The sequence below is a fragment of the Hyphomicrobium sp. genome, assembly GCF_041674905.1.
GTDB lineage: Bacteria > Pseudomonadota > Alphaproteobacteria > Rhizobiales > Hyphomicrobiaceae > Hyphomicrobium_B.
On record NZ_JBAYUV010000001.1, the window covers coordinates 98,673 to 123,009 of the forward strand.

The 24,337-nt window shown below is 59.4% G+C and carries 23 protein-coding genes; 9 read left to right on the plus strand and 14 right to left on the minus strand.

Annotated elements, in window-relative coordinates; translation table 11 throughout:
* The first annotated feature begins 6 nt into the window (after positions 1 to 6).
* The gene (locus tag WC026_RS00505) at positions 7 to 1,320 is read left to right on the plus strand and encodes an MFS transporter (RefSeq protein ID WP_372708831.1); all 1,314 of its coding nucleotides are present in this window, start codon (positions 7 to 9) and stop codon (positions 1,318 to 1,320) included.
* Here the strand turns inward: WC026_RS00505 and WC026_RS00510 are convergent.
* The 3 genes from WC026_RS00510 to WC026_RS00520 all read right to left on the minus strand — a co-directional run bounded on the left by WC026_RS00510 (position 1,317) and on the right by WC026_RS00520 (position 3,848).
* Positions 1,317 to 2,498: a serine hydrolase domain-containing protein gene (locus WC026_RS00510; RefSeq protein ID WP_372708832.1), complete on the minus strand. Its 1,182-nt coding sequence runs from the start codon at positions 2,496 to 2,498 to the stop codon at positions 1,317 to 1,319. The genes WC026_RS00505 and WC026_RS00510 overlap by 4 nt on opposite strands.
* 137 nt (positions 2,499 to 2,635) lie before the next feature.
* Positions 2,636 to 2,923: a hypothetical protein gene (locus WC026_RS00515; protein ID WP_372708833.1), complete on the minus strand. Its 288-nt coding sequence runs from the start codon at positions 2,921 to 2,923 to the stop codon at positions 2,636 to 2,638.
* Between the two features lie 79 nt (positions 2,924 to 3,002).
* A complete protein-coding gene (locus tag WC026_RS00520) occupies positions 3,003 to 3,848 on the minus strand; it encodes an SDR family NAD(P)-dependent oxidoreductase (RefSeq protein WP_372708834.1) in 846 nt (281 codons plus the stop codon).
* Positions 3,849 to 4,102: 254 nt separating this feature from the next.
* On the opposite strand from WC026_RS00520, the gene WC026_RS00525 reads away from it, so the two are divergent.
* Both WC026_RS00525 and WC026_RS00530 read left to right on the plus strand, forming a co-directional pair.
* Positions 4,103 to 4,390, plus strand: a complete 288-nt coding sequence (locus WC026_RS00525; protein ID WP_372708835.1) for a hypothetical protein — start codon at positions 4,103 to 4,105, stop codon at positions 4,388 to 4,390.
* Between the two features lie 128 nt (positions 4,391 to 4,518).
* A complete protein-coding gene (locus WC026_RS00530; RefSeq protein ID WP_372708836.1) occupies positions 4,519 to 4,797 on the plus strand; it encodes a hypothetical protein in 279 nt (92 codons plus the stop codon).
* A gap of 24 nt (positions 4,798 to 4,821) precedes the next feature.
* On the opposite strand, the gene WC026_RS00535 is transcribed toward WC026_RS00530, so the two are convergent.
* Positions 4,822 to 5,529, minus strand: a complete 708-nt coding sequence (locus tag WC026_RS00535; RefSeq protein WP_372708837.1) for a carbonic anhydrase family protein — start codon at positions 5,527 to 5,529, stop codon at positions 4,822 to 4,824.
* Between the two features lie 331 nt (positions 5,530 to 5,860).
* On the opposite strand from WC026_RS00535, the gene WC026_RS00540 reads away from it, so the two are divergent.
* Both WC026_RS00540 and WC026_RS00545 read left to right on the plus strand, forming a co-directional pair.
* Positions 5,861 to 6,157 (plus strand): hypothetical protein, encoded by a 297-nt coding sequence (locus tag WC026_RS00540; RefSeq protein ID WP_372708838.1) that lies wholly within the window; start codon positions 5,861 to 5,863, stop codon positions 6,155 to 6,157.
* A 721-nt stretch (positions 6,158 to 6,878) separates the two neighbouring features.
* On the plus strand, positions 6,879 to 8,171 hold the full coding sequence (locus WC026_RS00545) for a DUF6602 domain-containing protein (protein ID WP_372708839.1): 1,293 nt from the start codon (positions 6,879 to 6,881) through the stop codon (positions 8,169 to 8,171).
* Between the two features lie 33 nt (positions 8,172 to 8,204).
* Here the strand turns inward: WC026_RS00545 and WC026_RS00550 are convergent, their stop codons facing one another.
* The 4 genes from WC026_RS00550 to uvrA all read right to left on the minus strand — a co-directional run bounded on the left by WC026_RS00550 (position 8,205) and on the right by uvrA (position 12,774).
* Positions 8,205 to 8,426 (minus strand): hypothetical protein, encoded by a 222-nt coding sequence (locus WC026_RS00550; protein WP_372708840.1) that lies wholly within the window; start codon positions 8,424 to 8,426, stop codon positions 8,205 to 8,207.
* Positions 8,423 to 8,749 (minus strand): DUF4258 domain-containing protein, encoded by a 327-nt coding sequence (locus tag WC026_RS00555; RefSeq protein WP_372708841.1) that lies wholly within the window; start codon positions 8,747 to 8,749, stop codon positions 8,423 to 8,425. Before WC026_RS00555 ends, WC026_RS00550 begins: the two co-directional genes overlap by 4 nt.
* Before the next feature lie 286 nt (positions 8,750 to 9,035).
* Positions 9,036 to 9,509 carry a VOC family protein gene (locus WC026_RS00560; RefSeq protein WP_372708842.1) on the minus strand — a complete coding sequence of 158 codons (474 nt, stop codon included), beginning with the start codon at positions 9,507 to 9,509 and terminating at the stop codon, positions 9,036 to 9,038.
* 187 nt (positions 9,510 to 9,696) lie between these two features.
* The gene (gene uvrA / locus WC026_RS00565) at positions 9,697 to 12,774 is read right to left on the minus strand and encodes an excinuclease ABC subunit UvrA (protein ID WP_372708843.1); all 3,078 of its coding nucleotides are present in this window, start codon (positions 12,772 to 12,774) and stop codon (positions 9,697 to 9,699) included.
* 594 nt (positions 12,775 to 13,368) lie between these two features.
* On the opposite strand from uvrA, the gene WC026_RS00570 reads away from it, so the two are divergent.
* Positions 13,369 to 13,989, plus strand: coding sequence for a hypothetical protein (locus WC026_RS00570; protein WP_372708844.1), 621 nt, complete (start codon positions 13,369 to 13,371; stop codon positions 13,987 to 13,989).
* Between the two features lie 51 nt (positions 13,990 to 14,040).
* Here the strand turns inward: WC026_RS00570 and WC026_RS00575 are convergent, their stop codons facing one another.
* Together WC026_RS00575 and WC026_RS00580 are read right to left on the minus strand one after the other, a co-directional pair.
* Complete coding sequence (locus tag WC026_RS00575; RefSeq protein ID WP_372708845.1) at positions 14,041 to 14,436, minus strand: GFA family protein; 396 nt, start codon at positions 14,434 to 14,436, stop codon at positions 14,041 to 14,043.
* 1,087 nt (positions 14,437 to 15,523) lie between these two features.
* On the minus strand, positions 15,524 to 15,892 hold the full coding sequence (locus WC026_RS00580; protein WP_372708846.1) for a YkgJ family cysteine cluster protein: 369 nt from the start codon (positions 15,890 to 15,892) through the stop codon (positions 15,524 to 15,526).
* A 363-nt stretch (positions 15,893 to 16,255) separates the two neighbouring features.
* On the opposite strand from WC026_RS00580, the gene WC026_RS00585 reads away from it, so the two are divergent.
* On the plus strand, positions 16,256 to 16,795 hold the full coding sequence (locus WC026_RS00585; protein WP_372708847.1) for a single-stranded DNA-binding protein: 540 nt from the start codon (positions 16,256 to 16,258) through the stop codon (positions 16,793 to 16,795).
* Between the two features lie 238 nt (positions 16,796 to 17,033).
* Here the strand turns inward: WC026_RS00585 and WC026_RS00590 are convergent, their stop codons facing one another.
* The 3 genes from WC026_RS00590 to WC026_RS00600 all read right to left on the minus strand — a co-directional run bounded on the left by WC026_RS00590 (position 17,034) and on the right by WC026_RS00600 (position 19,536).
* Positions 17,034 to 17,987 carry a cation diffusion facilitator family transporter gene (locus WC026_RS00590; protein ID WP_372708848.1) on the minus strand — a complete coding sequence of 318 codons (954 nt, stop codon included), beginning with the start codon at positions 17,985 to 17,987 and terminating at the stop codon, positions 17,034 to 17,036.
* A 418-nt stretch (positions 17,988 to 18,405) separates the two neighbouring features.
* Positions 18,406 to 18,777 (minus strand): cytochrome c family protein, encoded by a 372-nt coding sequence (locus WC026_RS00595; protein WP_372708849.1) that lies wholly within the window; start codon positions 18,775 to 18,777, stop codon positions 18,406 to 18,408.
* A gap of 150 nt (positions 18,778 to 18,927) precedes the next feature.
* Positions 18,928 to 19,536: a PRC-barrel domain-containing protein gene (locus tag WC026_RS00600; RefSeq protein ID WP_372708850.1), complete on the minus strand. Its 609-nt coding sequence runs from the start codon at positions 19,534 to 19,536 to the stop codon at positions 18,928 to 18,930.
* A 322-nt stretch (positions 19,537 to 19,858) separates the two neighbouring features.
* On the opposite strand from WC026_RS00600, the gene gyrA reads away from it, so the two are divergent.
* Positions 19,859 to 22,606 (plus strand): DNA gyrase subunit A, encoded by a 2,748-nt coding sequence (gyrA, locus tag WC026_RS00605; protein WP_372708851.1) that lies wholly within the window; start codon positions 19,859 to 19,861, stop codon positions 22,604 to 22,606.
* On the opposite strand, the gene WC026_RS00610 is transcribed toward gyrA, so the two are convergent.
* Complete coding sequence (locus tag WC026_RS00610) at positions 22,596 to 23,327, minus strand: Crp/Fnr family transcriptional regulator (protein ID WP_372708852.1); 732 nt, start codon at positions 23,325 to 23,327, stop codon at positions 22,596 to 22,598. The two genes, gyrA and WC026_RS00610, sit on opposite strands and share 11 nt — an antisense overlap.
* A 261-nt stretch (positions 23,328 to 23,588) precedes the next feature.
* Here WC026_RS00610 and WC026_RS00615 point away from each other — a divergent pair, with 261 nt between their 5' ends.
* Positions 23,589 to 24,269: an OmpW family protein gene (locus WC026_RS00615; RefSeq protein ID WP_372708853.1), complete on the plus strand. Its 681-nt coding sequence runs from the start codon at positions 23,589 to 23,591 to the stop codon at positions 24,267 to 24,269.
* Positions 24,270 to 24,337: the final 68 nt, after the last annotated feature.

Genomic DNA, 24,337 nt, shown 5'->3' on the forward strand with positions numbered 1-24,337 from the left:
GAATAAATGCATCGGGCCGACCGCTTGAGCCGGGGAGCATGGGCGATTGTCGGCCTGCTGTGGTTTGTCGCAACTTTCAACTATCTCGATCGGCAACTGGTTGTGACGATGCCCGGCCCGATCAAGGGCGACCTTGGGATCGGCAACGAACGCTTCGGGCTTCTCTCCTCCGTATTTCTCTGGATTTACGGAATATGCTCACCGATCGCGGGCTACGTGGCCGATCGCTTCGGCAAGCGTCCCGTGATCATCGCGAGCCTTCTCATCTGGTCGGCGGCAACCTTCGTCACCGGCATCGTGACGTCGTTCGAAGGCATGCTCGCGGCCCGCGCGATGCTCGGCGTCAGCGAAGCGTTTTACATGCCGGCCGCCGTCGCGTTGATCGTCGAATACCATCGCGGGCCGACACGCAGCCGCGCCACAGGTCTGCACTTGAGCGGCGTCTACGCAGGCTCTGCGCTGGGCGGCCTTGGCGGAGCTTTTGCCGAGATGTTCGGCTGGCGCACCGGCTTCCTAATTATGGGAGCCATCGGCGTCGCCTATGCGCTTGTGCTGATGATCATTTTCCCACGCCCGCAGACCTTCAGCGATGAGACGCGTGCCGAAATCGCGTCCGCTAAGGCATCCCCGTCTGCTGCATTCACCACGGCATTCAAATCCCTGCTGACGACACGCGGCTTTCAGTTCCTGCTCGCAATGAACCTGTTGAACGGCGCCGCGTATTGGCCGGTCCGAAACTGGCTACCGGAGTTCTTCCGTTCCGAGCTTGGTGTCAGTCAGGCCTGGGCAGGCATATACGGACCGATGGCCTTCAACGGCGCCGCATTCGTCGGCATGCTGATTGCCAGCAACATTTCCGATTGGTGGTCGGGCTGGAATGAGCGGGCGCGTGCGCTCGTCCCCGCGATTGGATTCATGATCGCGGCGCCATGCCTGTTTGCGATTGGCGCCGTTGAATACATCCCGATCATTCTCGCGTGCGTGCTGGTCGCGGGCATGTCGCAAGGATTTCTCGACGCGAACCTGATGCCCGCCGCATGCACCGTGACGGACTTCCGCCATCGTGCGACCGCTTATGGATTGTTGAACTTCGTCGGCACGACGGCGGGCGGCGTGATGACCTATGTCGGCGGTATGCTGAAAGAACAGCACGTGCCCTTCGGCACGACCTTCCAGGCTGCGAGCCTGCTGATCTTCGTTGCGGGCCTTTGTCTCTTCGCTGTCAAACCCACGCGCGCGGCAATGTCTGAGCCGCGCGCCCGTGACCCGCTTCAACCGGAGCGTACTGGGACGAGCGAGCGCGGCTCGGCGTCGTCCTAGGGCGCGGCTTTGGCTTTCACGTAGCGCGCATAAAGCTCTTTTGTGGCTGCGAGCAGAGCGGCGTCGGCTTTCTCACCTGGAAAATTCGTGACAGCGACGATGCCGGCGTCATGCTCGACGTCGACGAGGATCATCGCGAGATTCATCGAATTCGATCCGGTATGGATCAACACCGGCTTGTCCGTCCAATCGAAGTGCGAAAGTCCCCACCCGCAGGCATAGCTTCCGCTTTTCGGCGTGCCGGGCTTGGGATGCGGAATTTCGGTTTTGATGTGCGCCTGATGCAGCCGCTTCAGCGTTTCCGGTTTGATCAGAGCCGGTCCGCGCTTGCCTTCGCCGGCATTCCAGCCGGCCCAGGTTGCGAAGTCCGCGACGTTCATGTGTGCGATACCTGCAGGCCCGACGACGGCCGGACCATCGGCCGAAGGCCCCCACGGACGCGGCGTAACTTTGCCGTTCTCGTCGACGGCATGACCGATCGCGGCATCGTATTTTCCGAACGTCGCCTGCGGCCCGAGTCCCGCCGACTTGAGGCCGAGCGGTTCGAAAATTCTGGTTGTGATCAGTTCTTCCCAAGGCTTGCCCGAGGCCTGCTCGATCATCGCACCGACGATCGCGTAGCCAAGGTTCGAATATTGGAACGTCGAGCCAGAAGGCACGCTCAGATCATGCGCCGAATTCCATTCGGAAATCATCCGTAGCCGGTATGCGGTCAGCGTGTAATCGAAAGCCTCCGCGTTGAAATAGAGCTTGAGCAAGTCTTCCGTATCGCTCGGGATTCCGCTCGTGTGCGAAAGAAGCTGCTCAAGAGTAATCGCGGCAAATTTCGGCTTAAGACCGGGAACGATAGGGCCGAGCACTTCGCCGATGGTCGAATCCCACCGGAGCTTGCCTTCATCGATCATCATCCCGGCAATCGTCGCCGTCATCGCCTTGCCGTCCGATCCCAAATGAAAGCGATCCTCTTGCGTCACGGGAATATCCTTGCCGAGGACGCGCACGCCGACCGCGCCCTGAGCGACGATCTTTCCATCCTTGACGACGGCCGCCGCGAGCGCCGGTAGCTCGTATTGCGCGCGGATCGGTTCAAGTAAGTCGGATAAAACACCGTCCGCCCGTGCCGCATTCGAGAAAGCAACGATGCCCGCAAGCGCCAGAACTTTCGCAATGTGAGACATGGAATTCTCCAGAGGGTGCGCACCGGAGGGAGGGGTGCATGCCGAGGAAGGGCGCTATTGAGATAGCGGAGGCAGATAACGGATATGCTTCCTCAATCCCAAAAACATGCGTAAAAATTTACGCAATCGATCGCCGCTCAAACCTTCGGCTGCAGTGGCGCCGGCGGATGGCTCGGTTCGCGATGAAAGTATTTGAGCGTCAGATAAGCGCCGATCCATGAGCCGACGACGGCAAATCCGACATAAATCCAATTGTTTGTATAGCTGATGACCGCAAACGAAGAGAGCATGTACCAGACGCTGCTCCAGTTCGCGGCCGCCAGCGCTCGCCTTGAGACGACAGACGATGTGAACATGACATAGGCGGCATCCGTCGCGGCCGTCGCAACCAGGACACCCGCTCCGATCCAATAATCGATCGCCATTTGAAACTCCTGTTTTGTATCATCGAAAATCGGCGCTTCGCCGCACGCAATCAGTCGACTGCAGAATGATGCGCCGCTATCACCACCGCACTTTGTGAAGCGCGAAAAAGCGGCTGAAAATCTTGCGCACGACGCGTGACGGAAGCTTGCCGCGCGCGAGATGCATGAATTTTGCGGTCGGGCCGACGGCCGTGCGAAAGCGCGGGCGCGGCGCGTCGAGCGCATTTCCGATCGCCTTAGCGACCTCGACAGGATCGCGCGCAGATTTTGCAACGTAAGTATCGACGGTGAGTTCGAGGTGGCGCAGCAGAGGTCGGTAAGCGCTTGTTTCCGGCAGTACGCGCGGCGAGCTTTCCCAGATATTGGTTCGATACGCGCCGGGTTCGATGAGAATGATCTCGATGCCGAAAGGCTCGAGCTCATACGCGATGGCCTCGGCCCAGCCTTCGACGGCCCATTTCGATGCGCAATAGGGCGAGTTGGCAGGCTGGCCCGCAAACGCCGATTCACTCGATACGATCACGATGCGCCCGCGCCGCTGCGCTCGGAATCCGGGCAACAATCGTTGCGTCAGCGCTAGCACGCCAAAATAGTTGACCTCCATGACATGCCGGACATGAGCGTCCGTCAGGTCTTCGAACGCTCCGCCTACGGCGACGCCCGCGTTGTGAACAACAGCGTCGAGAGGCTGTCCGTTGGCATTAAAACCGGCGGTTGCCTTGTCGATCGATTGCGGATCGGTGACATCGAGCTGTTCCACGCGGACGAGCTTTCCAACGTTCGCCGTCGCGATGGCGCGATCGAGCTCCGCGCGCCTGCCGGGGTCGCGCATCGTTGCAATGACGTTCCAGCCGCGTTTTGCAAGCTCGACCGTCGTGACGAGGCCGAATCCGGATGAAGTCCCGGTTATGAGAACCGTTGGCATTTGAATGGCGCGCTCCGTGTCGAGGTTTTCTCGATAGCCTATTCCCTTTTATGAAAATCTAGGAAGCCCACCCTGAATGCTGCACCTTGCGGCCGGCTCCGCGCAGCGGAGTCGCAAGGTGCCACCCACCCGCTGCACCTTGCGGCCGGCTCCGCGAAGCGGAGTCGCAAGGTGCCACCAAAATGCCCTATCTTGTGCGCCCGCCGCCGTCGTACTAGCTACGGCCCGGAAATCCTGCGCACGGAGTTGGAATCATGGCTGAATCGAGCACCACCGAAAAAGTCCTCGCGGACCTGAAGCGCGAAGTTGCCGAACTTTCGGGACTATCGCTTGCGACGGGCGTCATCCTCACGCAGCTTTTGCAGAAGATCGCGAGCCGCGAGATGAATCCCCAAGGCGCCGCCGGGCAGATCGTCAACAATGCGCGCGCCGCTATCGAGGGCTTCACCGCAGGCCACAAGTCCGACCCCGTCATGAAAGCCCGCGCCTTGGAGGCCGTGACGCAGTATGAGGATCAGATCCGCTCGGTCTTGCGCGAGTAGGCAAGCATTAACCATCGCGGCCCCCGGGATCGCTCCTGGGAACCGCCGGGGCCGTAAGCGCGTGTTTACACACAGTATAGCATTGCGACGCTAAGCTGATGCCTGCAACGCGCAGTCGAGGAGTTGTCATGAACCGGATATGGACCGCTGCCGTGAGCGCAGCATTAGCCGTGACGTTTGGCATGCCCGTCGCAGAGGCGGACATGATTGCCGAAGTCGAAGGCGCCCGCGCCAAGGAACGCGCCGGCTATTACCTCAATCGGCTCGACCGCGAAAAGCTCCGCCGTTACGGCGGCAATGCCGACTACCGCGATCGCTACGTGCGTGATTTCGATTACGGCCGTCGCGGCCCCGGAATGCGCATTTACATCGGGCCGGACGGCTATTACGGACCCGGCCGATACTGAGCTCGCGAATCTAGCCGCAGACTGTCACTCCAGAAACGTCACCCGCCCCGTCGCGATGTCGTGCATCGCGGCGACGATTGCGAGCTGCTTCTCCGCGACGAGATCGCGAAGCACGCCGCTCGTCTTGGTCAGGTTCTCGGCCGCGAGCTTGGCGTTGGTGATCGCCACCTGCTGCACGAAATCCGCGTTCTTCGAGGTGTGATCGCCGGGCGCGTCTTTATTCGCGTCGACCGCGGGCCTGATCTTGGCGAGAAGCTGCGTCAGCTCGCCAAGCTCGGCGCCGTCGATTGCGCCCTTGACCGCACCGCACCCGCTATGGCCGAGCACGACGATCAATTTCGCGCCCGCGAGCTTGGTCGCAAACTCGGAGCTGCCGACGATGTCGTCGTTGATGATGTTTCCGGCGACCCGCGCACTGAAGATGTCACCGATGCGCTGGTCGAACACGAGTTCGGGCGGCACGCGCGCATCGATGCAGCCGACGATGACGGCGGACGGAAACTGCCCAACGGACGTTGCCCGCACCTGCTCGAGGAGATCGCAGTTGCGCATGTTGCGCGAGACGAAGCGCTCGTTCCCGGCCTTGAGCTTCGCCAAGGCGTCGTCCGGATTGAGGGCTGCCTGCCGCTCTGAGGTCAGAGCCGCGCACTGATCGGCGGCGAACGCCCGATCAAGCGTCAAAAGGCTGCCAGCCATCAGGCCGCTGCAGCAGAAATGTCGTCGTGAGAGCATCGTGCGTCCTCCTCGAACATCAATTGGACTGATCGGCGTCTCTAATCTCGGCGCATTAATACGGCATAATCGTATTGCGAAGCTTGCGAAACAGTTTCTGGACAGAGTGAATAAGAGCCAAGGACGCGCCGCGCGCAGGCTAAACCCCTTGGTTAAGACACCGCAATCGGCGTGTCACTCGTCGCGACCAGGAGAAAGCGACGGAATTTCGCGCCGCAAGCGTTTTTAGTGAATGCGGCACGCCGCAATGATGCGTTTGCTGCGTAATCGGTGCCGTCGCGATGATCCGTCCGGCATCGATCCAAATCACGACAGCTAGGAGAAACTCGTGATGAAGCGTCTTGCACTTATTGGATTTTTGGCACTGGGAACTGCACTCGGCAGTTCGGCGGCCTCGGCTGCGCCCGCACCGGCGGGGCTCGCGGGACTGAGCCAGACCCAGAGTGGCATAGAACTCGTCCAGCATCGCCGTGGACACTATCGCAATCGCCATTTTCGTCGCGGCGGTTACAACCATCACCGTTACCGGCACCGCAACTATCGCGGCTGGCATCGCTATAGCCATCGCCCCCACAACTGGCGTTCGCGCGGCTGCGTGATCGTCGGCCCGATCTGGTTCTGCCCGTGAGCGGACACCCGCGCCGACGGAACGTGATCTGATCAATAGAAGCCGGGCGGAAAATCTCCGTTCGGCTTTTTTGTTTGCGCCGGGCGACTCTCCTTCGTCGAGCCGGCCGCCCGGCGCGTCGTGAAGAAAGAAGCACCAGGCATGTGTCAACGGCCGGCTCCGCGAAGCGGAGTCGGATGGCGCAAACAAAAGAGTAAAGCACGAAGCGGACGGGTTCCGCGGCGTGGGTCTTCGCAATTCAAGTCTCGGAACCGGTCCGCTCCGTGACAGACCGAGAACAGGGTTCCGATCAGGCCACTTAAGGAAGCGGGATATTCCGCACACGGTTTCTCTCATGCCGTGCGGACTTGGCCGGTCGCCTTGTCCGCATCGCGCGCGTGACGCGAGCGGGTCGGGCTGCCCCACCCGAGCCTCGCGCGACGCCTCACGCGATGCCCTTGCCGGATGGGTGAGGGGATTATCGATCAGCCCGCAACACCGGGAATAAGATTTTTGCGAGATACCGCAGCGAGTCCGGTGCTCCGCGCATCGCGGCCGGCTCCGCGGAGCGGAGTCGCGATGCGCAAACAAAAGAGAGAGCGGGGATAATATTTTTGTATGGTCGGTTGGACGAAGGAAAGCCGGCGGCGCAATTAAAAGTGCCACCGGCCCTCAGAAATGCTTGTAGAGTGCTTTTTTGTTCTCAAAAGATGGCCATGATCAGTCGGATTCAGAGGCGCAGATGATTTCGGACGTTGCTGATCTATTACGAGAATTGATGGCGGCTGAAGCTGCTAATATTTCAAAGCAGGGTATCAAGCATGCTCCTACCATTGGTGCAATGTATGAAGGTTTGACCAAAGAAATTTTGGATCGTGCAATACCTCCATCACTGAACTTACAGGTGGTTAATGGATTTGTTGAGGGTATTGACGGCTTTCTGAGTCCTCAGATCGATTGTATGTTGGTGACGGGTAACGGTCGAAAATTGCCGCACATAGATTCATACGTATGGCATATTGCGGATGTAATTGCGATTTTAGAGGTTAAAAAGAATCTGTACGGCGCGGAGATGAAGGATGCCATCTTAAAACAACGAATAGTCTACCGCATGTTTACGAAGTTCATGGGCGAATCTTCAACCAAGGTTGATGTCGATTTTGTCCTAACAGCTTTTGCCAAGTTTTCAGGACGATATATATCCTCTTACGACAAAAGCGCTGATCTTAAGGGGCTTGAAAAGATAGTCTTTCATTTGATGATTATAGAATATCTCGCGCCTGTCCGAATTATCTTCGGCTATGAGGGCTTTGCCACTGAGAATTCCCTCCGTGCCGGATTTGTAGATTTTCTCGAGAGCAATATTGCCGATATCGACAATATCGGTGCATTTTCGATTCCGAATCTCATCGTTGCAAGTTCAAATTCTCTAGTTAAGTTGAATGGGTTTCCTTATGTCGCGCCGAAGGAAGGAGATTTATGGAATATTGTTGCATCGAATGGGGAAAATCCGATTAGAATTCTCATTGAGCTAATTTGGTCGCGCCTGGAAAATCGGTTTAAGATCCAGCTTCCTGAAGACGCCAATCTTTCAAAGGAACGATTATTACCTTTATTGCGCGGCAAGGTTCGTCAGATTGAAGATGAAAAATGGGGATGGATTTACGAAATTGTAGATTTGTCGCCGGAGGTTTTAGCTGAATTCGAAGCAGAACTTTGGACGCCTGATTCTATTGAGACATTCGAATGGGCCGTGGCAATTGCCGCAACAGAAAATGGCCATATCGATATTCGGGATGAAATGCTAGATGAATTTGCGCGTAGTGAGGGGGTGGGTAAAATGTCTCTGATAAACAGATTGGTGGCGCGCCGTATTCTTGTTTGGGATGGCGAATATACGCTACGCCCGATTGCCGAAACTCTGTTAACGATTTTCACGCCCGACGGCAAAGTTCAGATCTCGTCGAATGCTACGCTTACCGGCGAATGGGTTTTTCAAAACATTGATTTGCGACCAAGGAGTCTGGAAGGCTGATCAACTCGCAGCATTTTCCGCGCGAAGAGATAATTACTCCGCCGCCGAAATCGGCCGTAACTCATAAATGCGCGCAAGCTTCGCGGCGGCTTTGAGGTCGCCGCGACGGAGCGCCAAACGGACTCGATCGAGCTTCTCGATGTCTTCCAATGCGTAGTAGGGCGACCACTCGCTATCCGTCTCGATTTGCGTAACGTCGACTTCGGCGGCGTAATGTCCTTCGCGCACGAGTTCGATGGTGGATTTTGTTTTCATCGTCTGCGCGTCCTGAAGTCCGGCATCCACGCATCTGGATCGGGCCGATAGACCGTAACCAAGACAGCGGGCTCCCTCGTTCCCTTTTCCAAGCCCCAAAGGGCGTGAATGGGTAAATTGGTGCTGTCGGACTGTAACACAAGAACGGCGGGGCCAACATGGTAGTCAGGGTAGTCTTCGATTGGCGAGCCCAGAGCGGCCTTGGCGATGACGTCGGTCGTCAGAATGCCCCGATTGGAGCAGCGGGTGAAGGCATGTGCTGAAACCCGGACCTTTCTTTGTGCAATGAGTTCGCAAATCGCCTTAAATGTCGTTTGCTCCATGCGCCATGTCCCCCCAGAGCCGTGCCATTGCTCGAACGTCTGAGGCACGTTGATCGAGGTTTCAAGGAACGGATTTCGATGACCTCTGATTTAAAATCAGATGTCAGTCGTTTCGCATCAAGAGCTTAAAAGTCTCACGACACGGAAACCGTCGGTTTTTGTCGGATGCGATAACTGTCTTTTTCGTTTAGTAGCCAGGCAGTTGGGCGTGAGACTGTGGTTCTCTGTGGATGAAGCTGTTCGCCGCGAACAAAACCGTCCGATACGTCAGCCTCAAGGGGCTGAATCACCCCCTCCGCGCCCGCTCAATCTCCGCCACATCAATCTTCCGCATTGTCATCATGGCTTCGAACGCACGCTTGCCTTCGTCGCCGCCGATGGCCAGCGCTTCGGTCAGTGCGCGCGGCGTGATCTGCCAGTTGACGCCCCACTTGTCCTTGCACCAGCCGCATTCGCTCTCCCGGCCGCCGTTGCCGACGATGGCGTTCCAGTAGCGGTCGGTCTCTTCCTGGTCGTCGGTGGCGATCTGAAACGAGAACGCTTCGCTGTGCTTGAAGGCCGGGCCGCCGTTGAGCCCGATGCACGGGATTCCCGCGACGGTGAAGTTGACGACGATCACGTCGCCCGCCTTGCCCGATGGAAAGTCGCTCGGCGCGCGGTGGATGGAACCGACGGAACTATCGGGGAACGTCTCGGCATAGAAGCGCGCCGCGGCCTCGGCGTCCTTGTCGTACCAGACGCAAACGGTGTTCTTGGCCATCAGTTTCCTCCGTTGTTCGCGCTCACACTCGTCATTGCTCAACGGTTGACCGTGCGAGGCCGTTCCGGAGCCAGCATTAAGAAGCGCCGAAGGCAATAATGCGTCTTCGACGAATCTTACGCTCGATCCCCGGCCTTCGCATTGCTCGGCCGAGGATGCCGAAAAACGCTCGCGGGGAGAAGGAGGATCACTCCGCCGCCTGCCGCTTCGCTTTTTTGTTTGCGGCTTCCGACTCCGAATTTTTGTTGGCGCCCGGCGACTCGCGTTCCGCGAGCCTGCCGCCGGGCGCGGACTTGCTGCGCGCCAGCACCGGCTTCAGATATTGCCCGGTGTAGCTCTCTTTCACCTTCACCACGTCCTCGGGCGTGCCTGCCGCGACGATGGTGCCGCCGCCGTCGCCGCCTTCCGGGCCAAGGTCGACGACCCAGTCGGCCGTCTTGATGACTTCGAGATTGTGCTCGATGACGACGACGGTGTTGCCCGCATCCGCAAGCTCGTGCAGCACCTCGAGCAGCTTCGCGACGTCGTGGAAATGCAGACCCGTCGTCGGCTCGTCGAGGATATACAGCGTGCGGCCTGTTGCACGCCGCGACAGTTCCTTCGACAGCTTGATGCGCTGCGCTTCGCCGCCCGATAGCGTCGTCGCCTGTTGCCCGATCTTGATGTAGCCGAGGCCGACGCGCGCTAAAGTCTCAAGCTTGTCGCGGATCGACGGCACGGCCTTGAAAAACTCCGCGCCTTCCTCGACCGTCATGTCGAGCACATCGGCAATCGACTTTTCCTTGAACGTGACGGCGAGCGTCTCGCGATTGTAGCGCTTGCCCTTGCATTCCTCGCACGTCACGTAGACGTCCGGCAGGAAGTGCATCTCGATCTTGATGACGCCGTCGCCCTGGCAGACCTCGCAGCGCCCGCCCTTCACGTTGAACGAAAAGCGCCCCGGCTCGTAGCCGCGCGTTTTCGCTTCGGGCAGGCCCGCGAACCATTCGCGGATCGGCGTGAACGCGCCCGTATAGGTCGCCGGGTTCGAGCGCGGCGTGCGCCCGATCGGCGACTGATCGATGTCGATGATCTTGTCGAAATGCTCGATGCCGGTGATCTTGTCGTGCTCGCCCGGATGATCTTTCGCATTGTTGAGCTTGCGCGCCACGGCCTTGAACAGCGTGTCGATCAGCAGCGTCGATTTCCCGCCGCCCGAGACGCCGGTGATGCACGTGAAAAGCCCAACCGGGATCGATGCGGTGACATTCTTGAGATTGTTCGAGCGTGCGCCCGTCACGGTCAACAGCTTCTTCGGATCCGGCGCGCGGCGCTTTTTCGGTGTCGGTACGTAGCGCACGCCGGACAAGTATTCGCCCGTGATGCTCTCCGGCGACTCCATGATGTCGGCGGGCGAACCCTGCGCAATGACGCGGCCGCCGTGAATGCCCGCGCCGGGTCCGATGTCGACGATATGGTCGGCCGTCATGATCGCATCCTCGTCATGCTCGACGACGATGACGGTGTTGCCGATGTCTCTGAGGTGCTTCAGCGTATCGAGCAGGCGGTCGTTGTCGCGTTGATGCAACCCGATCGACGGCTCGTCGAGCACGTAGAGCACGCCGGTCAACCCCGAGCCGATTTGCGATGCAAGGCGGATGCGCTGCGACTCCCCGCCCGACAGCGTGCCCGACGCGCGCGACAGCGTCAGATATTGCAAGCCGACGTCGTTCAGAAATTTCAGCCGGTCGCGGATTTCCTTCAGGATGCGCGTCGCGATTTCCGATTGCTGCTTCGTGAAGGTCTTCGGGACGTTGGCGAACCATTCGTTGGCGGCCTTGATCGAGAGATCGCCGACTTCGCCGATGTGCTTGCCGCCGATCTTGACCGCAAGCGCCTGCGGTTTGAGGCGATAGCCGCCGCACACTTCGCACGGATGCGCCGCCTGATAGCGCGAGAGTTCTTCGCGCACCCAATCGGAATCGGTTTCCTTGAAGCGCCGCGCGATGTTGCCGATGACGCCCTCGAACGGCTTCTCGGTCGAATAGTTGCGCGTGCCGTCCCAGTAGGTGAAGACGATATCCTCGTCGCCCGAACCGAATAGGATTGCGAGCTGCACATGCTTCGGCAGCTTTTCCCACGGCGTCTTCATCGACACCTTGTAGTGCTTGGCGAGGCTTTCCAGCGTCTGCTCGTAATAGGGCGAGGAAACGCCGGTCTTCGCCCAAGGATAGACCGCGCCTTTTTCCAGCGACAGCGATCCGTCCGGCACGACCATATCCGGCTCGAAGCGAAGCTCCGATCCGAGGCCGTCGCACGTTGGGCAGGCGCCGGCAGGCGCGTTGAACGAGAACAGCCGCGGCTCGATCTCCTCGATCGTGAAGCCCGACACCGGACACGCGAAGCGCTGCGAGAACATGATCCGCTCATGCGTCTCGTTTTTGTTGCGCAGGACTTCCTTGTCTGCGACCGGCGGCCGGCTCCCCGGAGGGGAGTCGCCGGGCGCAACCGAAGAGAGCGGCTTATCGACGAACTCCGCGAGGGCGAGACCATCGGATAATTTCAGCGCCTGCTCGAAGCTATCCGCGAGGCGCGTTCCCAAGTCCTTTTTCACCACGATGCGGTCGACGACGACGTCAATGTCGTGCTTGTATTTCTTGTCGAGCTTCGGTGCATCGCCGATGTCGTAGACGGTGCCGTTGATCTTGAGGCGCTGATAACCCTTCTTCTGCCACTCGGCGATTTCCTTGCGGTATTCGCCCTTGCGGCTGCGTACCACGGGAGAGAGCAGCAGCAGCCGCGTGCCCTCGGGGAGAGCGAGTACGCGATCGACCATCTGCGAAACGGTTTGGCTTTCGATCGGCAGCCCCGTTGCGGGAGAATAGGGAACGCCGACGCGCGCGAACAGCAAACGCAGGTAGTCGTAAATCTCGGTGACAGTGCCAACCGTCGAGCGCGGGTTCTTCGACGTCGTTTTCTGTTCGATGGAAATCGCAGGAGACAGCCCGTCGATGTGATCGACGTCCGGCTTCTGCATCATCTCGAGAAACTGCCGCGCGTAGGCCGACAAGCTTTCGACGTAGCGGCGCTGCCCCTCCGCATAGATCGTATCGAAGGCGAGCGACGATTTTCCCGAACCCGAGAGCCCGGTGAAGACGACGAGCGCGTCACGCGGAATTTCGAGATCGACGTTTTTCAGATTATGCTCACGCGCGCCGCGCACGTGAATCGTCTTCATCAATTCGGAGCCGGGGCGGGCGGTCAGCTTTTTTGTCGGTGATTTCATAGGGCAACGGTCTACCCGAAGGGCGGGGGGCGCCGCAATGCGACCCCACGCAAGCGACGGAAAATGATGCGAGACGCCCCCCTTTTCAAGGGCTTGGCCTTTTGCGTGCTGGAAATGGCGCATGTCGCCTTCGAAACGCGAGGGATTCCCCTCCCGCTTGCGGGATGCGGAGACGGAATTGAAGACACGCCTCTCCGTTCCCTTCCCCCTTGCGGGGAGGGGTTAGGGGTAGGGGTAAAGGTTCGGGAGCGATATCGGCCGGCTCGACAAAAGCCAGCCCGGCCGCGCCGGTCGCAAAGTCAATTCCTGCAATCCGCCAAGCTCCTCACCCCCGACCCCTCCCCGTCGAGGGGAGGGGAGAAGTGGCAACGAGTGTTCGCGCTCTATTTCCCTCCCCCTTGCGGGACGGGTTAGGCGTGGGGGAGCGATGCGAAGGCAGAATGTTGCACCCTGGCATCGCTGCGCACCGCAGAACGCTGTTCGTTGCGCTCCGCGTTCACACGCCTGTCAGCAAAACGACGCCATTCAGCCTTGACGCCATCCTATGGGTTTCGGAAACTTTCGCGGGCTTGGTTTTCAATGAGGGTACTTGCAATGAGCGACGCGTCGTCCCGGCTCAATCTTTCGAATCCTGCGCATCCCGTGAACCGCACGCTGACGCTCATCAAGCTGCTCGTGCTCGCCGTTTCGGTTGCGGCGGCCATCCCGACCGCGCGCAATCTCTATTTCTCCTGGAAGAACGATGTGCCGTTCAGCCAGGTCGATCATCGCCTCGCGCAGGCGGCGCTGCTGGAAAAGAATTTCGGATGCAAGATCGATTACCGCGGGCTCGTTACGCAAGGCACCGCGCGCGTCGAGGTCGGCAGCTGCCCGAAGACCGGCGACATCTCGATCCGCGTCAATGGACCGAAGGGCCAGGTGAACTACGAGTGGATTGCGTTCGACCGGCTTCCCAAGCCGTTGACGTCGCATACGGCGAGCCTGCTCGACCTGATAGTGCCGCGCGCACTCGCATCGGAGAATGCCGCCGATGCCAGCCAGCCGTTTGAGGTGGCGCAAGATATGTCAGTTCTTTGTCAGGCAAAATCCGGAGACAACATCATCCGCGTCGTGCAGTCGGGCGGACAATGCGTGCGCGAAACGGTTTCGATTTTCCGCGGCTCGGTCGAGAAGAGCGAAACGGTGCCGTGCGACAAGGCATGTCCGATCAAATAACGATCGTGACGGCGCACTGCGACGCGTTTTTTCGAAATCCGCCGCCGTGCGTCACCATTCGTCCTTCTGCGGAAGATTGTCTGTCAGGTCATAGTAGTCTGATTTCGATGCAACGAAGATGTGCTCGGCGATTTTGAGACCGGTCGGTTTATCTAGCGTGCCTGCGGTGATGTAGACATCGCCGCTTCCAGTTTGCTTCCAAAATAAATTGCCGCCGCAGCGAGTGCAGAAACCACGTTCGACCGTCTCCGACGATCGGAACCAACGTAATGTCTCGTCGGAAAGAATTTTTAGATTGTCATGCGCACAGCAGGTCATTGCAGCGAAATTTCCGCTTGTTTTTGCACACTGTGAACAATGACACGCGAGCACGGGACTGAGCGTTCCGGTAATTTCGAAAACCACGCCTTTACAAAGGCAACTGCCGGTCGCGTGATGTTCCGTCATCAAATGCAGCCTCTCAGTCGTTATGTCGTAGTCGTTATGTCGTTGTTACTTCTGAAAATATAAAATGCACCGCACAGGGATCATGTGCGGGCGTGGAATATTTTTAATCACATTCACACAGATGACGTCTTGACGACACCGCATTTGAGGCACAGATTTAGTTTGTGACGGTGCTGCTGTCGCCAAGGATCGCAAAGGCATCTCGGCCGATGGGGTCGATGAGCAGTGATCGCCAAGGCGAGTTGTTCGGCACATGTGGTTTGTAAAGTCCCGTGAGCCGGATGAATAAGGCAGTAAGCGTGACTCGGCGAAACAATCGAGGAGGGAGATGACTCCACCGGATCATATATCGGGACCTCGAGGATTAACGTTCACGAGGTCAGCAGCTTGACGGGCGCTCTCGAGAATTTGGCCGCGTTCATGATAGCTGTCACGTTCACAATTTGGATCTATCGCACGAGGGAGGTTGCCGTAAAGGCAAGCCAGAGCCTCGCATCAAAAGCCCGGTTTTAGTCTGGGCGAACCATCGAAGGTAAAAAGAACCCCGCGCGCATCCGAGGATGCGGCGGGGTTTATCTTTTTCCGATTGTCGCTTCCGACGCCGCTTCGCGGAGCCGGCCGCCAAGCACGACTGTCGCCGAAGCGGCGGCGCGCACATTTGTCCTGTCGTGCCCATAGAAGATCAGTCGCGATTCCTATCTCTCCCGTCATGGCCGCGAAGGCGGCCATCCACGCTACAGACATCTCCGCCCGTCGTGTTTCAATCTGTTGCGGCATTTGTCCGCCTGTGTTGGGTTTGGCTATTGCCAATCGCCGTTGTCTGCCTCGCGGGCCACACCGTCGGCGCTCGGCTGAAGCCGAAGCCATAGATGAAAAAGATATCGACGCCTCAGCCGACGAACCATTCATGGCCAAGCGTCGAAGATCAGATCAGGGCTTTCAAGGAATCAGGTGTTCGCGATCCTGTCTCTGTCTGGACGAAAGAGAGGCCCACATACGTGTTGCTATCAATGATCGGGAGGAAAAAATTTAAACGCGTCGGGCGGCCGGCTCGACGAAGGAGGGTCGCCCGGCGCAAACGCAACCTTCAATCCTTGTGATTGGTAACGGCGACGAACGTGTCGTCGTTCTGGCAGCGGCGCTCGTGCATCAGAAAATCATAGTAGCCGCAGCGGCCGTGGCCCGGATATTCACGGCAGGCGCGCGGGCGTCCGTGATAGATCGTGCAGCGGCGTTCTTTCGTGTCGAAGAACTGGCAGATGCGGCCGTAATGCTTGTCGCCCTTGCGGCGCATCAGATATTTGTGGCCATGGCCCTCGCGCGTGTAGCGCTTCTTCGCCGTGTTGAACGTGACCTTGAAATATTTCGCGAGGCGTTCGACGTCGCGCTTGTTGAGCGCGATCACCGGATACGAGCAGCAGTACCCCGGGCATTTCAGGCAATTATAGTGAGCCATCTGCGGCTTTGACGCTCCGGTCGTGCGCGGCGAACGCGCGTGTGTTCTGAACAATCGCCTTAGCCGATAGCCTTCGCCAGTCAAGCGGCCGCGGGTTGCCGCGAGCCTATCCGATCCGAATCCTCTTGCGCTGTTGCCAAGGCTTCCCTATATTGGAACATAAAGAGAACGCTAGATGTGTGTAAATCGTGGACAACGGCAAATGATCTGAGGAAGCTGGGTGGCCTAGCCTCTAATGTCGGTTAGAGATTCTGCGGTGCTGCAGCTGATACAACTAGGATGCTGCGGCGTTCATGTCGGATGAGTCTGGCCACTGACGCAGCCCGCGTCTGAAGTTCAAAACAAGTTTCAAGGAGACTGCGAATGGCAGGTTCGGTCAACAAGGTCATTCTGGTCGGCAACGTCGGCAAGGACCCCGAAATTCGCCGCACGCAGGACGGGCGGCCGATCGCCAACCTGAGTTTGGCGACAAGCGAAACCTGGCGCGACAAGCAGACGGGCGAGCGCAAGGAAAAGACCGAGTGGCATCGCGTCGTCGTCTTTAGCGAGCCGCTGTGCAAGGTCATCGAGCAGTACGTGAAGAAGGGCTCGAAGCTTTACATCGAAGGCGCGCTGCAGACGCGCAAGTGGACCGATCAGAGCGGCGCCGAGAAGTATTCGACCGAGGTCGTGCTGCAGGGGTTCAACGGCACGCTGACGATGCTTGATGGTGCCTCCGGCGGCCGTGGTGCATCCGTCGGCATGCAGGAAAGCGGACCCGATTACGGAACCGACGGCGGCTTTGGCCAGGGTTCAAGCCAGGGTTCAAGTGGGAGTGAGCCGCGCCGGGTTTCCTCGAAGACGGGTGGCGGCGGTGCCAAGGGCGGCTTCGACAAGGCCCTCGACGACGAAATTCCATTTTAGTTTGCGCTTGGCGGCCGGCTCGCGGAACGCGAGTCGCCAAGCGCCAACTCAAAGCGGAGTCGCCAAGCGCTGTCATCCTCGGCCGAGCGCAGCGAAGCTGCGTCGAAGGCCGGGGAATCCAGCGCAAGACTCGTCGAAGACACAAAATTGAACCTTCGGCACTTTTTATGCTGGATTGCCGAACGGCGTCGCAAGCTCGCCCATTCGAGAATGACGAAGCTGGCACCATCGCCGGGCGCTAATGCAGCGTCACGGATGCGGGCTTGAACGCCTCCTCCGACTGCCCCTCGATGAACAGGTGCCGCACTTCCGGAAAACGCGATTTGATCGCAGCCTGCAAACGCCCGGTCGTGTCTTCCACCGTTCGCGCGCTGATGCCGTCCTGGAAATCGACGCTCGCGGTGACGAGCACGTCATGCGGTCCAAGGTGCATCGTGCGCAGGTCGTTGATCTTGCGGATCGGACCGTCGCCGCCGATCTCGCTCGCGACGATCTCGCGGATCCCCGCCTGCACGACGCGCGACGCCGCCTCTCCGACGATCAGCGATTTGATCTCGATCGACATGAACGCGGCAACGCCCGCGAGAACCAGACCGATCAGAATTGAAGCAAAGCCGTCGGCTCTGTTGAAACCGCCGAGATGCGTGACGAGCGTGCCGACGAGAGCGATCGTCAGACCGAGCATCGCAGCTATGTCTTCGAGCACGATTGCGAACAGGCTCGGGTCTTTCGAACGCCGCAGCGCTTCGACAAATCCGTGCCGCGGCTCCGGCCGCGCGTTGAATTCGCGCACGGCCTTCAGCAATGAATAGCCTTCAAGAGCCATCGCAACGCCGAGGACCGCGTACAGCACCTTCACGTTTTGCAGCGGATGAGGATCGAGAATCTTGAGCACGCCCTCGTAGATGGCGACGCCCGCGCCAAGCGAGAACAGCACCATCGCGACGATGAAGCTCCAGAAGTAAATTTCCTTGCCGTAGCCGAACGGATGCTGCTCGTCGGGGGGCAGCTTGGCGCGCGAGATCCCAAATAGGAGCAAACCCTGATTGGCGGTATCGACGAGCGAGTGGATGGCTTCCGACAGCATTGCGGAAGAGGACGTCCAGGCCGCCGCAACGAATTTCGCGGCTGCAATCCCGAAGTTGCACCCAAGTGCAATCAGAACGACTGATCTTGACCCGCCCGACGCCACGCTCACCCTCCACAAATCTGGGCGGCCATGCGTAGCCGACACCAGCCGCAGGCGTCTACTGCCAATGTTCGGCTGCATTAACGGACTGAAGTCGACCCGCTCTCACATCTATCGTCATGGCCGCGCAGGCGGCCATCCACGCGACCGTCAACACCCTTTAAGGTGTGGAACTAATGAATTCGCTAGGAGAATTTGTCGGGGATGGCCGCCTTCGCGGCCATGACGAGATTAGAATAACGGCGCGCGCCGGACGCAAACCCCATCTGACGCGCGCCCTCTCACGTCGCGGCGGGGCTTAACCTGGCCAGCCAGGATCATTCGATGAATGTCTTCGTGTTGCCCTGGATGGGCCGCCTTCGCGGCCATGACGGTGGTGGCTCGTTCGCTATTCGCGATGCTCGCATCCGCACGCGCCCAATCACTTCGACTTCAGAAATTCGATGATCTGCTTCCGCGTCGCCGCGTCTGTGATGCCGTTGAACGGCTTCATAATGTTGCTTTGAACCACGCCGTCCGGATTGGCGATGAACTTGTCGAGCGTGCCGTCATCCCACGTCAGATTCGCTTGCTTCATCGATGGCGAATAATTGAACCCTTGCAAAGCACCGGATTTCCGTCCGACGACACCGTGCAGGCTCGGGCCCAGCCGGTTATCGCCTTCCTTCCAGGAATGGCACGTGCGGCAGTTGTTGTTGAACAACTGCTCGCCCGAAGTCTGATCGGCGGCGAAGGCAGCTTGTGAGAGCCATGCTGAAACGGTCAGCGCGGCAGCTATGGCAAATAGAGGCATACGTCGTTCCTTTCTCGGCCGTCCGGGAATTCGGCGGACAGCGGCCGCGCAAAAACGGTAACGTTCGATAGGAAAAGAACGCAAAAAAACCCGGCGCCGTTCCGCGCCGGGGTAAACGTGGAGTTTAAAAGGGAAATTCGGTTTCGCGCCTTAGTTCTTTGGTGCCTCGGCAGGCGGCTGTTGGGTCGTCGGCTGCGCCGCTTCCTTCGCCTTGGCGATTGCGTCCTGGGCTTCCTGCTTGGCCTTCTCGATCGCGGGTCCAGCCGTTTCCTTCGCCGACTCGTAGGCGTCTTTGGCGGCGGCTTTCGCCTTCTCGTAGGCGGGGCCTGACTTGTCGCGGATCTCTTCACCCTTTTCGGCGGCGCGTTGCAGCCAGCCCTTCGGAGGGTTGGCGCGCTTGTAGGCCGGAGCGGCCGTCAGAGCTTCCTTCGTCGCCGCTGGCAACGTGATCACGATGCCTTTGTCGGTCGCCTCGATGTTGAGCGACGGAAGGCTGACGGCAATCTTTTTCTCGCCAACGCCGAGAAGCCCGCCGACGCCGATGATCGCGCCGACGATTTTGTTGTCGCCGTCGACGACGAGATCCTCGACGTCGCCGATCACCTTGCCGTCGCCGTTATGAACGTTGATGCCGATGAGACGATCCTTCGCGAGATATTCCGTCGGCTTCTGTTCGGTAAGGAAGATGTCGTCGGCGAGTGCCGGAAGCGCTCCGGCGGAAAGCGTGAGGAAGGCGAGGGCGAAGAGTTTTGGGCTCATTGAAAGGTCCTTTTCAGGTGGAGTACGTGGCTCGTCGGCGCCGCGCCGCCGGTTCGATCGAGACCCACGAAAATCCCGAATCTGCACGGCCGAGCAAGTAGCTTTCGACTGTGTCCGGATGAAGTCCGCTCGCGCTCGGTCTCACCTAAAATGGCTCAAATAACATATTGAAATAGCGTATAAAATTTTCCCGCATGAATTCGCGTCATGTCGCCGCGCCGATAGCATTCCGGCGCTGTTTCCGGTATAGTATCGAACATCTTCCCGCGCCAGCCGAACGTCCGCGCTGCAGCCGCGATTTGCCTCCAAGAAAGTTGAGACTTTGACCGATAACAGCGACGACGAAAGACCGGCTGGCCGCGAGCCGAGCGACATACGTCCCGTCTCCATCGCGGAGGAGATGAAGAAGTCGTATCTCGACTACGCGATGAGCGTCATCATCTCGCGCGCTCTGCCCGATGTACGCGACGGCCTGAAGCCCGTGCATCGCCGCATCCTGTTCGCAATGAACGAGCTCGGACTCGACTGGAACAAGAAATACGTCAAGTCGGCGCGCATCGTCGGCGAGGTGATGGGCAAATATCACCCGCACGGCAACCTCGCGATCTACGACGCGCTCGTACGCCTCGCTCAAGATTTCTCGATGCGCGTGCCACTGGTCGACGGTCAAGGAAACTTCGGCTCGATCGACGGCGATCCGCCGGCAGCCGAACGCTACACGGAATCGCGTCTCGCCAAGGTCGCGAGCTTCCTGCTCGACGATCTCGATAACGATACGGTCGATTATCGCGAGAACTACGACGGCACCATTCAAGAGCCGACCGTTCTGCCCGCCAAGTTTCCGAACCTGCTCGTCAATGGCGCTGGCGGTATCGCGGTTGGCATGGCGACGAACATTCCGCCGCACAATCTCGGCGAAGTCATCGACGCGTGCATCGCTGACCTCGACAATCCCGAGATCGGCATCGACGAACTCTCGCAGTTCATTCAAGGCCCGGACTTTCCGACGGCGGGCCTCATTCTCGGTCGCGGGGGAATTCTTTCAGCTTATCACAAGGGCCGCGGCTCGATCATCATGCGCGCCCGCGTGACGGTCGAGCATATCCGCAAGGATCGCGAAGCCCTCATCGTCAGCGAAATTCCCTATCAGGTGAACAAGCGCACACTGATTGAAAAAATCGCCGATCTCGTGCGCGACAAGAAAATCGAAGGCATCTCCGATCTCTGGGACGAGAGCAACCGCGAAGGCATCCGCATCGTCATCGAGCTGAAGCGCGATGCGGTCGCCGATGTCGTCCTGAACAACCTCTACAAGTATTCCGACCTGCAGACGACGTTCGGCGCCAACATGCTGGCGATCAACGGCGGCCGTCCGGAAAGCCTGACGCTGAAGGATTTCATCTCGGCATTTACGAGCTTCCGCCAGGAAGTCGTCACGCGGCGCATCAAGCATCTGCTCAACAAGGCGCGAGACCGCGCCCACGTGCTCGTCGGCTTGGCGATTGCCGTCGCCAACATCGACGAGGTAATCAAGCTCATTCGCACGTCCGCGTCTCCCGCCGAAGCCAAAGAGCAGCTGATGGCGCGCGATTGGCCGGCGAAGGACATGGTGCCGCTGGTCGAGCTGATCGCCGACCCGCGCCACAGAGTGTCTGCGACGGGTTCCTACCGCCTTTCCGAGGAACAGGCGAAAGCCATTCTCGAACTGCGCCTTGCCCGCCTGACCGCCCTCGGCCGCGACGAGATCGCCGACGAACTGAACAAGATCGCCAGCGAAATCCGCGAGTACCTCGCGATCCTCGCGTCGCGCGCGCGCGTCGTAGATATCGTCAAGGGCGAGCTTCAGTCGATCAGGGACGAGTTCGCAACGCCGCGCAAAACCGAAATCGTCGACATCGAGGGCGAGGTCGAGGACGAGGACTTGATCCAGCGCGAGGATTGCGTCGTCACGGTCAGCCACAAGGGCTACATCAAGCGCGTGCCGCTCGCGACCTATCGCGCGCAACGGCGCGGCGGCAAGGGTCGCTCTGGCATGTCGACGCGTGACGAGGATTTCGTCACCCAGCTGTTCGTGACGTCGACGCATACTCCGGTGCTGTTCTTCTCGTCACGCGGCATGTGCTACCGCATGAAGGTCTGGCGCTTGCCGCCCGCCTCGCCACAGTCTCCCGGTAAGGCGCTCGTCAATCTGTTGCCGCTGGCACAGGACGAGGTGATCACGTCGATCCTGCCGCTGCCGGAAGATTCCTCGACCTGGGGTGAGCTGGAGCTGATCTTCGCAACTCGTTCCGGCAACGTCCGGCGCAACGCGCTCGCGGATTTCGAGAGCATCAATCGCAACGGCAAGATCGCGATGAAGCTCGATGAAGGCGACAGCATCGTGCAGGTCGCGATCGCGAAACCCGATCAGGACGTGCTGTTGACGAGCGGCGACGGCCAATGCGTCCGCTTTCTCATCAGCGACGAGATCCGGCTCTTCAAGGGGCGCGACTCGACCGGCGTTCGTGGCATCCGGCTCGGCGACGGCGACGAAGTGATCTCGATGGCGATCCTCGGCCATTTTGAAGCATCGGCCGAGGAGCGCGCCGCCTATCTGAAGCAGGCCAGTGCCTTGCGCCGTTCGGAGGACGCCGACGAGATCGAGACCGTCGCGGAGGCCGACGCCGAGGAGGTCAACGCCGACGCGGTGACGCTCAGTCCGGACCGGTTCACGGCGATGCAGGCTGGCGAGCAGTTCGTGCTGACGGTCTCGAGCAAAGGCTTCGGCAAACGCTCATCATCGTTCGAGTTCCGCACCTCGGGGCGCGGCGGCAAGGGCATTGTCGCGATGGTCGTCAACGATCGCAACGGCCGCTTGCTCGCGTCGTTCCCGATCGACGAGAAGGACCAGATCATGCTCGTCACCGATGGCGGCCAGCTGATCCGCTGCCCCGTCGACGGTATCCGGATCGCCGGACGCAACACACAGGGCGTGCGCATCTTCAAGACGGAAGCCGAGGAGAAAGTCGTCTCCGTCGAGCGCATCACCGAGGACGTGTCGGACGAGGAGCGCGAAGACGTCAGCCAGTGAGCAGGGGTTTCCCTGCTCCGTGCAGCCGGATGATCGCGTCGCTCAGCGGGCACTTCGCAACAAGTGCCTGCCAATCGCGGATCGTCACCTGGAACCGGCCGCGGCGCTCGATGATCCCGTCATTCACGAGTGACGACAGGATTCGCGAGACCGTATCGGGATTGAGCGCCAGATAGTCTGCGATGTTGTTCCGCGAGAGCGGCAGGTCGAAGGAAATCGCGCCGCCTGCCTGCATGCCGATGTGCGCGCCGATTTCGATGAGAACGGCCGCGATCCGCTCTTCTGAGTTTAATCCCGACATGGCTGCAATATGCAGCTGCGATCTCGCATTCCGCATCTGCGGAAGCAGAAAGAGAGCCTTCCGAAGTTGCGAGTTTCGTTCCGATTCCTCGGCCAGCGCCGTCAGCGTCAGCTTCCAGAATTCGCAAGGACGTTGCGTCGTCAGTGTCAGCTCGGGCAACGGAGGTTGAAGCTCCGGAATGAATACGTCGCCCTCATAGAGAAGCGCGGTGACGGCATGGACGCCAGGATGCACCGTGCTCTCAACGCAGACGACGCCGCGAGCGACGATATAGACGAAACCCGAGCCGAGCGCGCTGATGGCATAGCGATTGCCGAGCCGGACGAGTTGGGCGCGCTTCTGCAGCGGCGCAAAAATGTTTGCTCGATCGCCCGATAGCAGGCGGTCGAGAATCTTCGCTGCGGTCTCATAGGACGACATCGTGCTGTGACTCGCAGCGAGTGGGTTTCGTTGAGACCTGTGTTATCGGCTGGGCGCATCCGCAAAATTTTGATCGATATCAACAAATTCCGTGGCGCGGGTGTCACATGCGCGATTATCGCGCCCGTCGTCTGATCTCCGTCAGAAGTCGGCTCTGCATCGCCGTAGGCACGGTGCCGCGCCGCATCGATAACCCTCGTCAGACTGCCGGGTCGCTCGCGATTCGCGGTGGGGACTGACAAAGCAAATGGGGGTTAGACAATGCAGAGAGAAGCAATCGGCGTGCTTCTTGCGCTTGGGTTATCGTTGATCGCGGCACCTGCGGGAGCTGGCAATTATAGCGGAGATACTCTCGTCCGCGTGCAAGGCACCGTGGTGGTTCCGGACGCGAGCGCGAAGGTCAACATCGATCCGAACGCGGATGCCGACGTCAGCACCGACGTGCTTCCGACTCTGACGTTGACGCACTTCTTCACCAAGAACATCGCAGCCGAACTGTTCTGCTGCTTCGCGCGTTTCGAAGCTCAAGGGCGCGCGGACTTGAAAGGCACGGATCTCGGAAGCTTCTGGACATTCCCCCCGATCCTGACGCTCCAATACCATTTCGATCCGGTTGGCGGCTTCAAGCCTTACCTCGGCGCGGGCGTCCAATACATTCACTATTTTGACGGCGGAAAAAGCGACCTCGGCGGAGCCAAAATCAAGCTCGACGATTCCTGGGGCTTCGCGCTGCAAGCGGGCGTCGATGTCGAGCTCGGACAAGGCTGGTACTTCAACGCCGACATCAAGAAAGTCTGGCTCGACACGGACGCGTCTTGGAAGGGCACCAACGTCAAGGCGGACGTGACGGTCGACCCGCTCATCGTGTCGGTCGGTCTCGGCTATCGGTTCAATCTCTCTGATATCCTCGGAACGCGTTCGGCGGACGTGCCGCTTAAATAGCGTGGCACGCAGCCAAACATGCGATTGCTAATCGTGAGGCCCGGGGAAATCCGGGCCTCGTTTATTTG

Bases quoted from the DNA above. Each gene is read 5' to 3' on its own strand.
- WC026_RS00535 (WP_372708837.1), bottom strand. From the start codon at position 5,529: ATGCTCTCACGACGACATTTCTGCTGCAGCGGCCTGATGGCTGGCAGC.
- WC026_RS00525 (WP_372708835.1), top strand. From the start codon at position 4,103: ATGGCTGAATCGAGCACCACCGAAAAAGTCCTCGCGGACCTGAAGCGC.
- WC026_RS00530 (WP_372708836.1), top strand. From the start codon at position 4,519: ATGAACCGGATATGGACCGCTGCCGTGAGCGCAGCATTAGCCGTGACG.
- WC026_RS00520 (WP_372708834.1), bottom strand. From the start codon at position 3,848: ATGCCAACGGTTCTCATAACCGGGACTTCATCCGGATTCGGCCTCGTC.
- WC026_RS00545 (WP_372708839.1), top strand. From the start codon at position 6,879: ATGATTTCGGACGTTGCTGATCTATTACGAGAATTGATGGCGGCTGAA.
- WC026_RS00550 (WP_372708840.1), bottom strand. From the start codon at position 8,426: ATGAAAACAAAATCCACCATCGAACTCGTGCGCGAAGGACATTACGCC.
- uvrA (WP_372708843.1), bottom strand. From the start codon at position 12,774: ATGAAATCACCGACAAAAAAGCTGACCGCCCGCCCCGGCTCCGAATTG.
- WC026_RS00610 (WP_372708852.1), bottom strand. From the start codon at position 23,327: ATGTCGTCCTATGAGACCGCAGCGAAGATTCTCGACCGCCTGCTATCG.
- WC026_RS00595 (WP_372708849.1), bottom strand. From the start codon at position 18,777: ATGCCTCTATTTGCCATAGCTGCCGCGCTGACCGTTTCAGCATGGCTC.
- WC026_RS00575 (WP_372708845.1), bottom strand. From the start codon at position 14,436: ATGACGGAACATCACGCGACCGGCAGTTGCCTTTGTAAAGGCGTGGTT.
- WC026_RS00570 (WP_372708844.1), top strand. From the start codon at position 13,369: ATGAGCGACGCGTCGTCCCGGCTCAATCTTTCGAATCCTGCGCATCCC.
- WC026_RS00510 (WP_372708832.1), bottom strand. From the start codon at position 2,498: ATGTCTCACATTGCGAAAGTTCTGGCGCTTGCGGGCATCGTTGCTTTC.
- WC026_RS00560 (WP_372708842.1), bottom strand. From the start codon at position 9,509: ATGGCCAAGAACACCGTTTGCGTCTGGTACGACAAGGACGCCGAGGCC.
- WC026_RS00580 (WP_372708846.1), bottom strand. From the start codon at position 15,892: ATGGCTCACTATAATTGCCTGAAATGCCCGGGGTACTGCTGCTCGTAT.
- WC026_RS00515 (WP_372708833.1), bottom strand. From the start codon at position 2,923: ATGGCGATCGATTATTGGATCGGAGCGGGTGTCCTGGTTGCGACGGCC.
- WC026_RS00585 (WP_372708847.1), top strand. From the start codon at position 16,256: ATGGCAGGTTCGGTCAACAAGGTCATTCTGGTCGGCAACGTCGGCAAG.
- WC026_RS00540 (WP_372708838.1), top strand. From the start codon at position 5,861: ATGAAGCGTCTTGCACTTATTGGATTTTTGGCACTGGGAACTGCACTC.
- WC026_RS00615 (WP_372708853.1), top strand. From the start codon at position 23,589: ATGCAGAGAGAAGCAATCGGCGTGCTTCTTGCGCTTGGGTTATCGTTG.
- WC026_RS00600 (WP_372708850.1), bottom strand. From the start codon at position 19,536: ATGAGCCCAAAACTCTTCGCCCTCGCCTTCCTCACGCTTTCCGCCGGA.
- WC026_RS00555 (WP_372708841.1), bottom strand. From the start codon at position 8,749: ATGGAGCAAACGACATTTAAGGCGATTTGCGAACTCATTGCACAAAGA.
- WC026_RS00505 (WP_372708831.1), top strand. From the start codon at position 7: ATGCATCGGGCCGACCGCTTGAGCCGGGGAGCATGGGCGATTGTCGGC.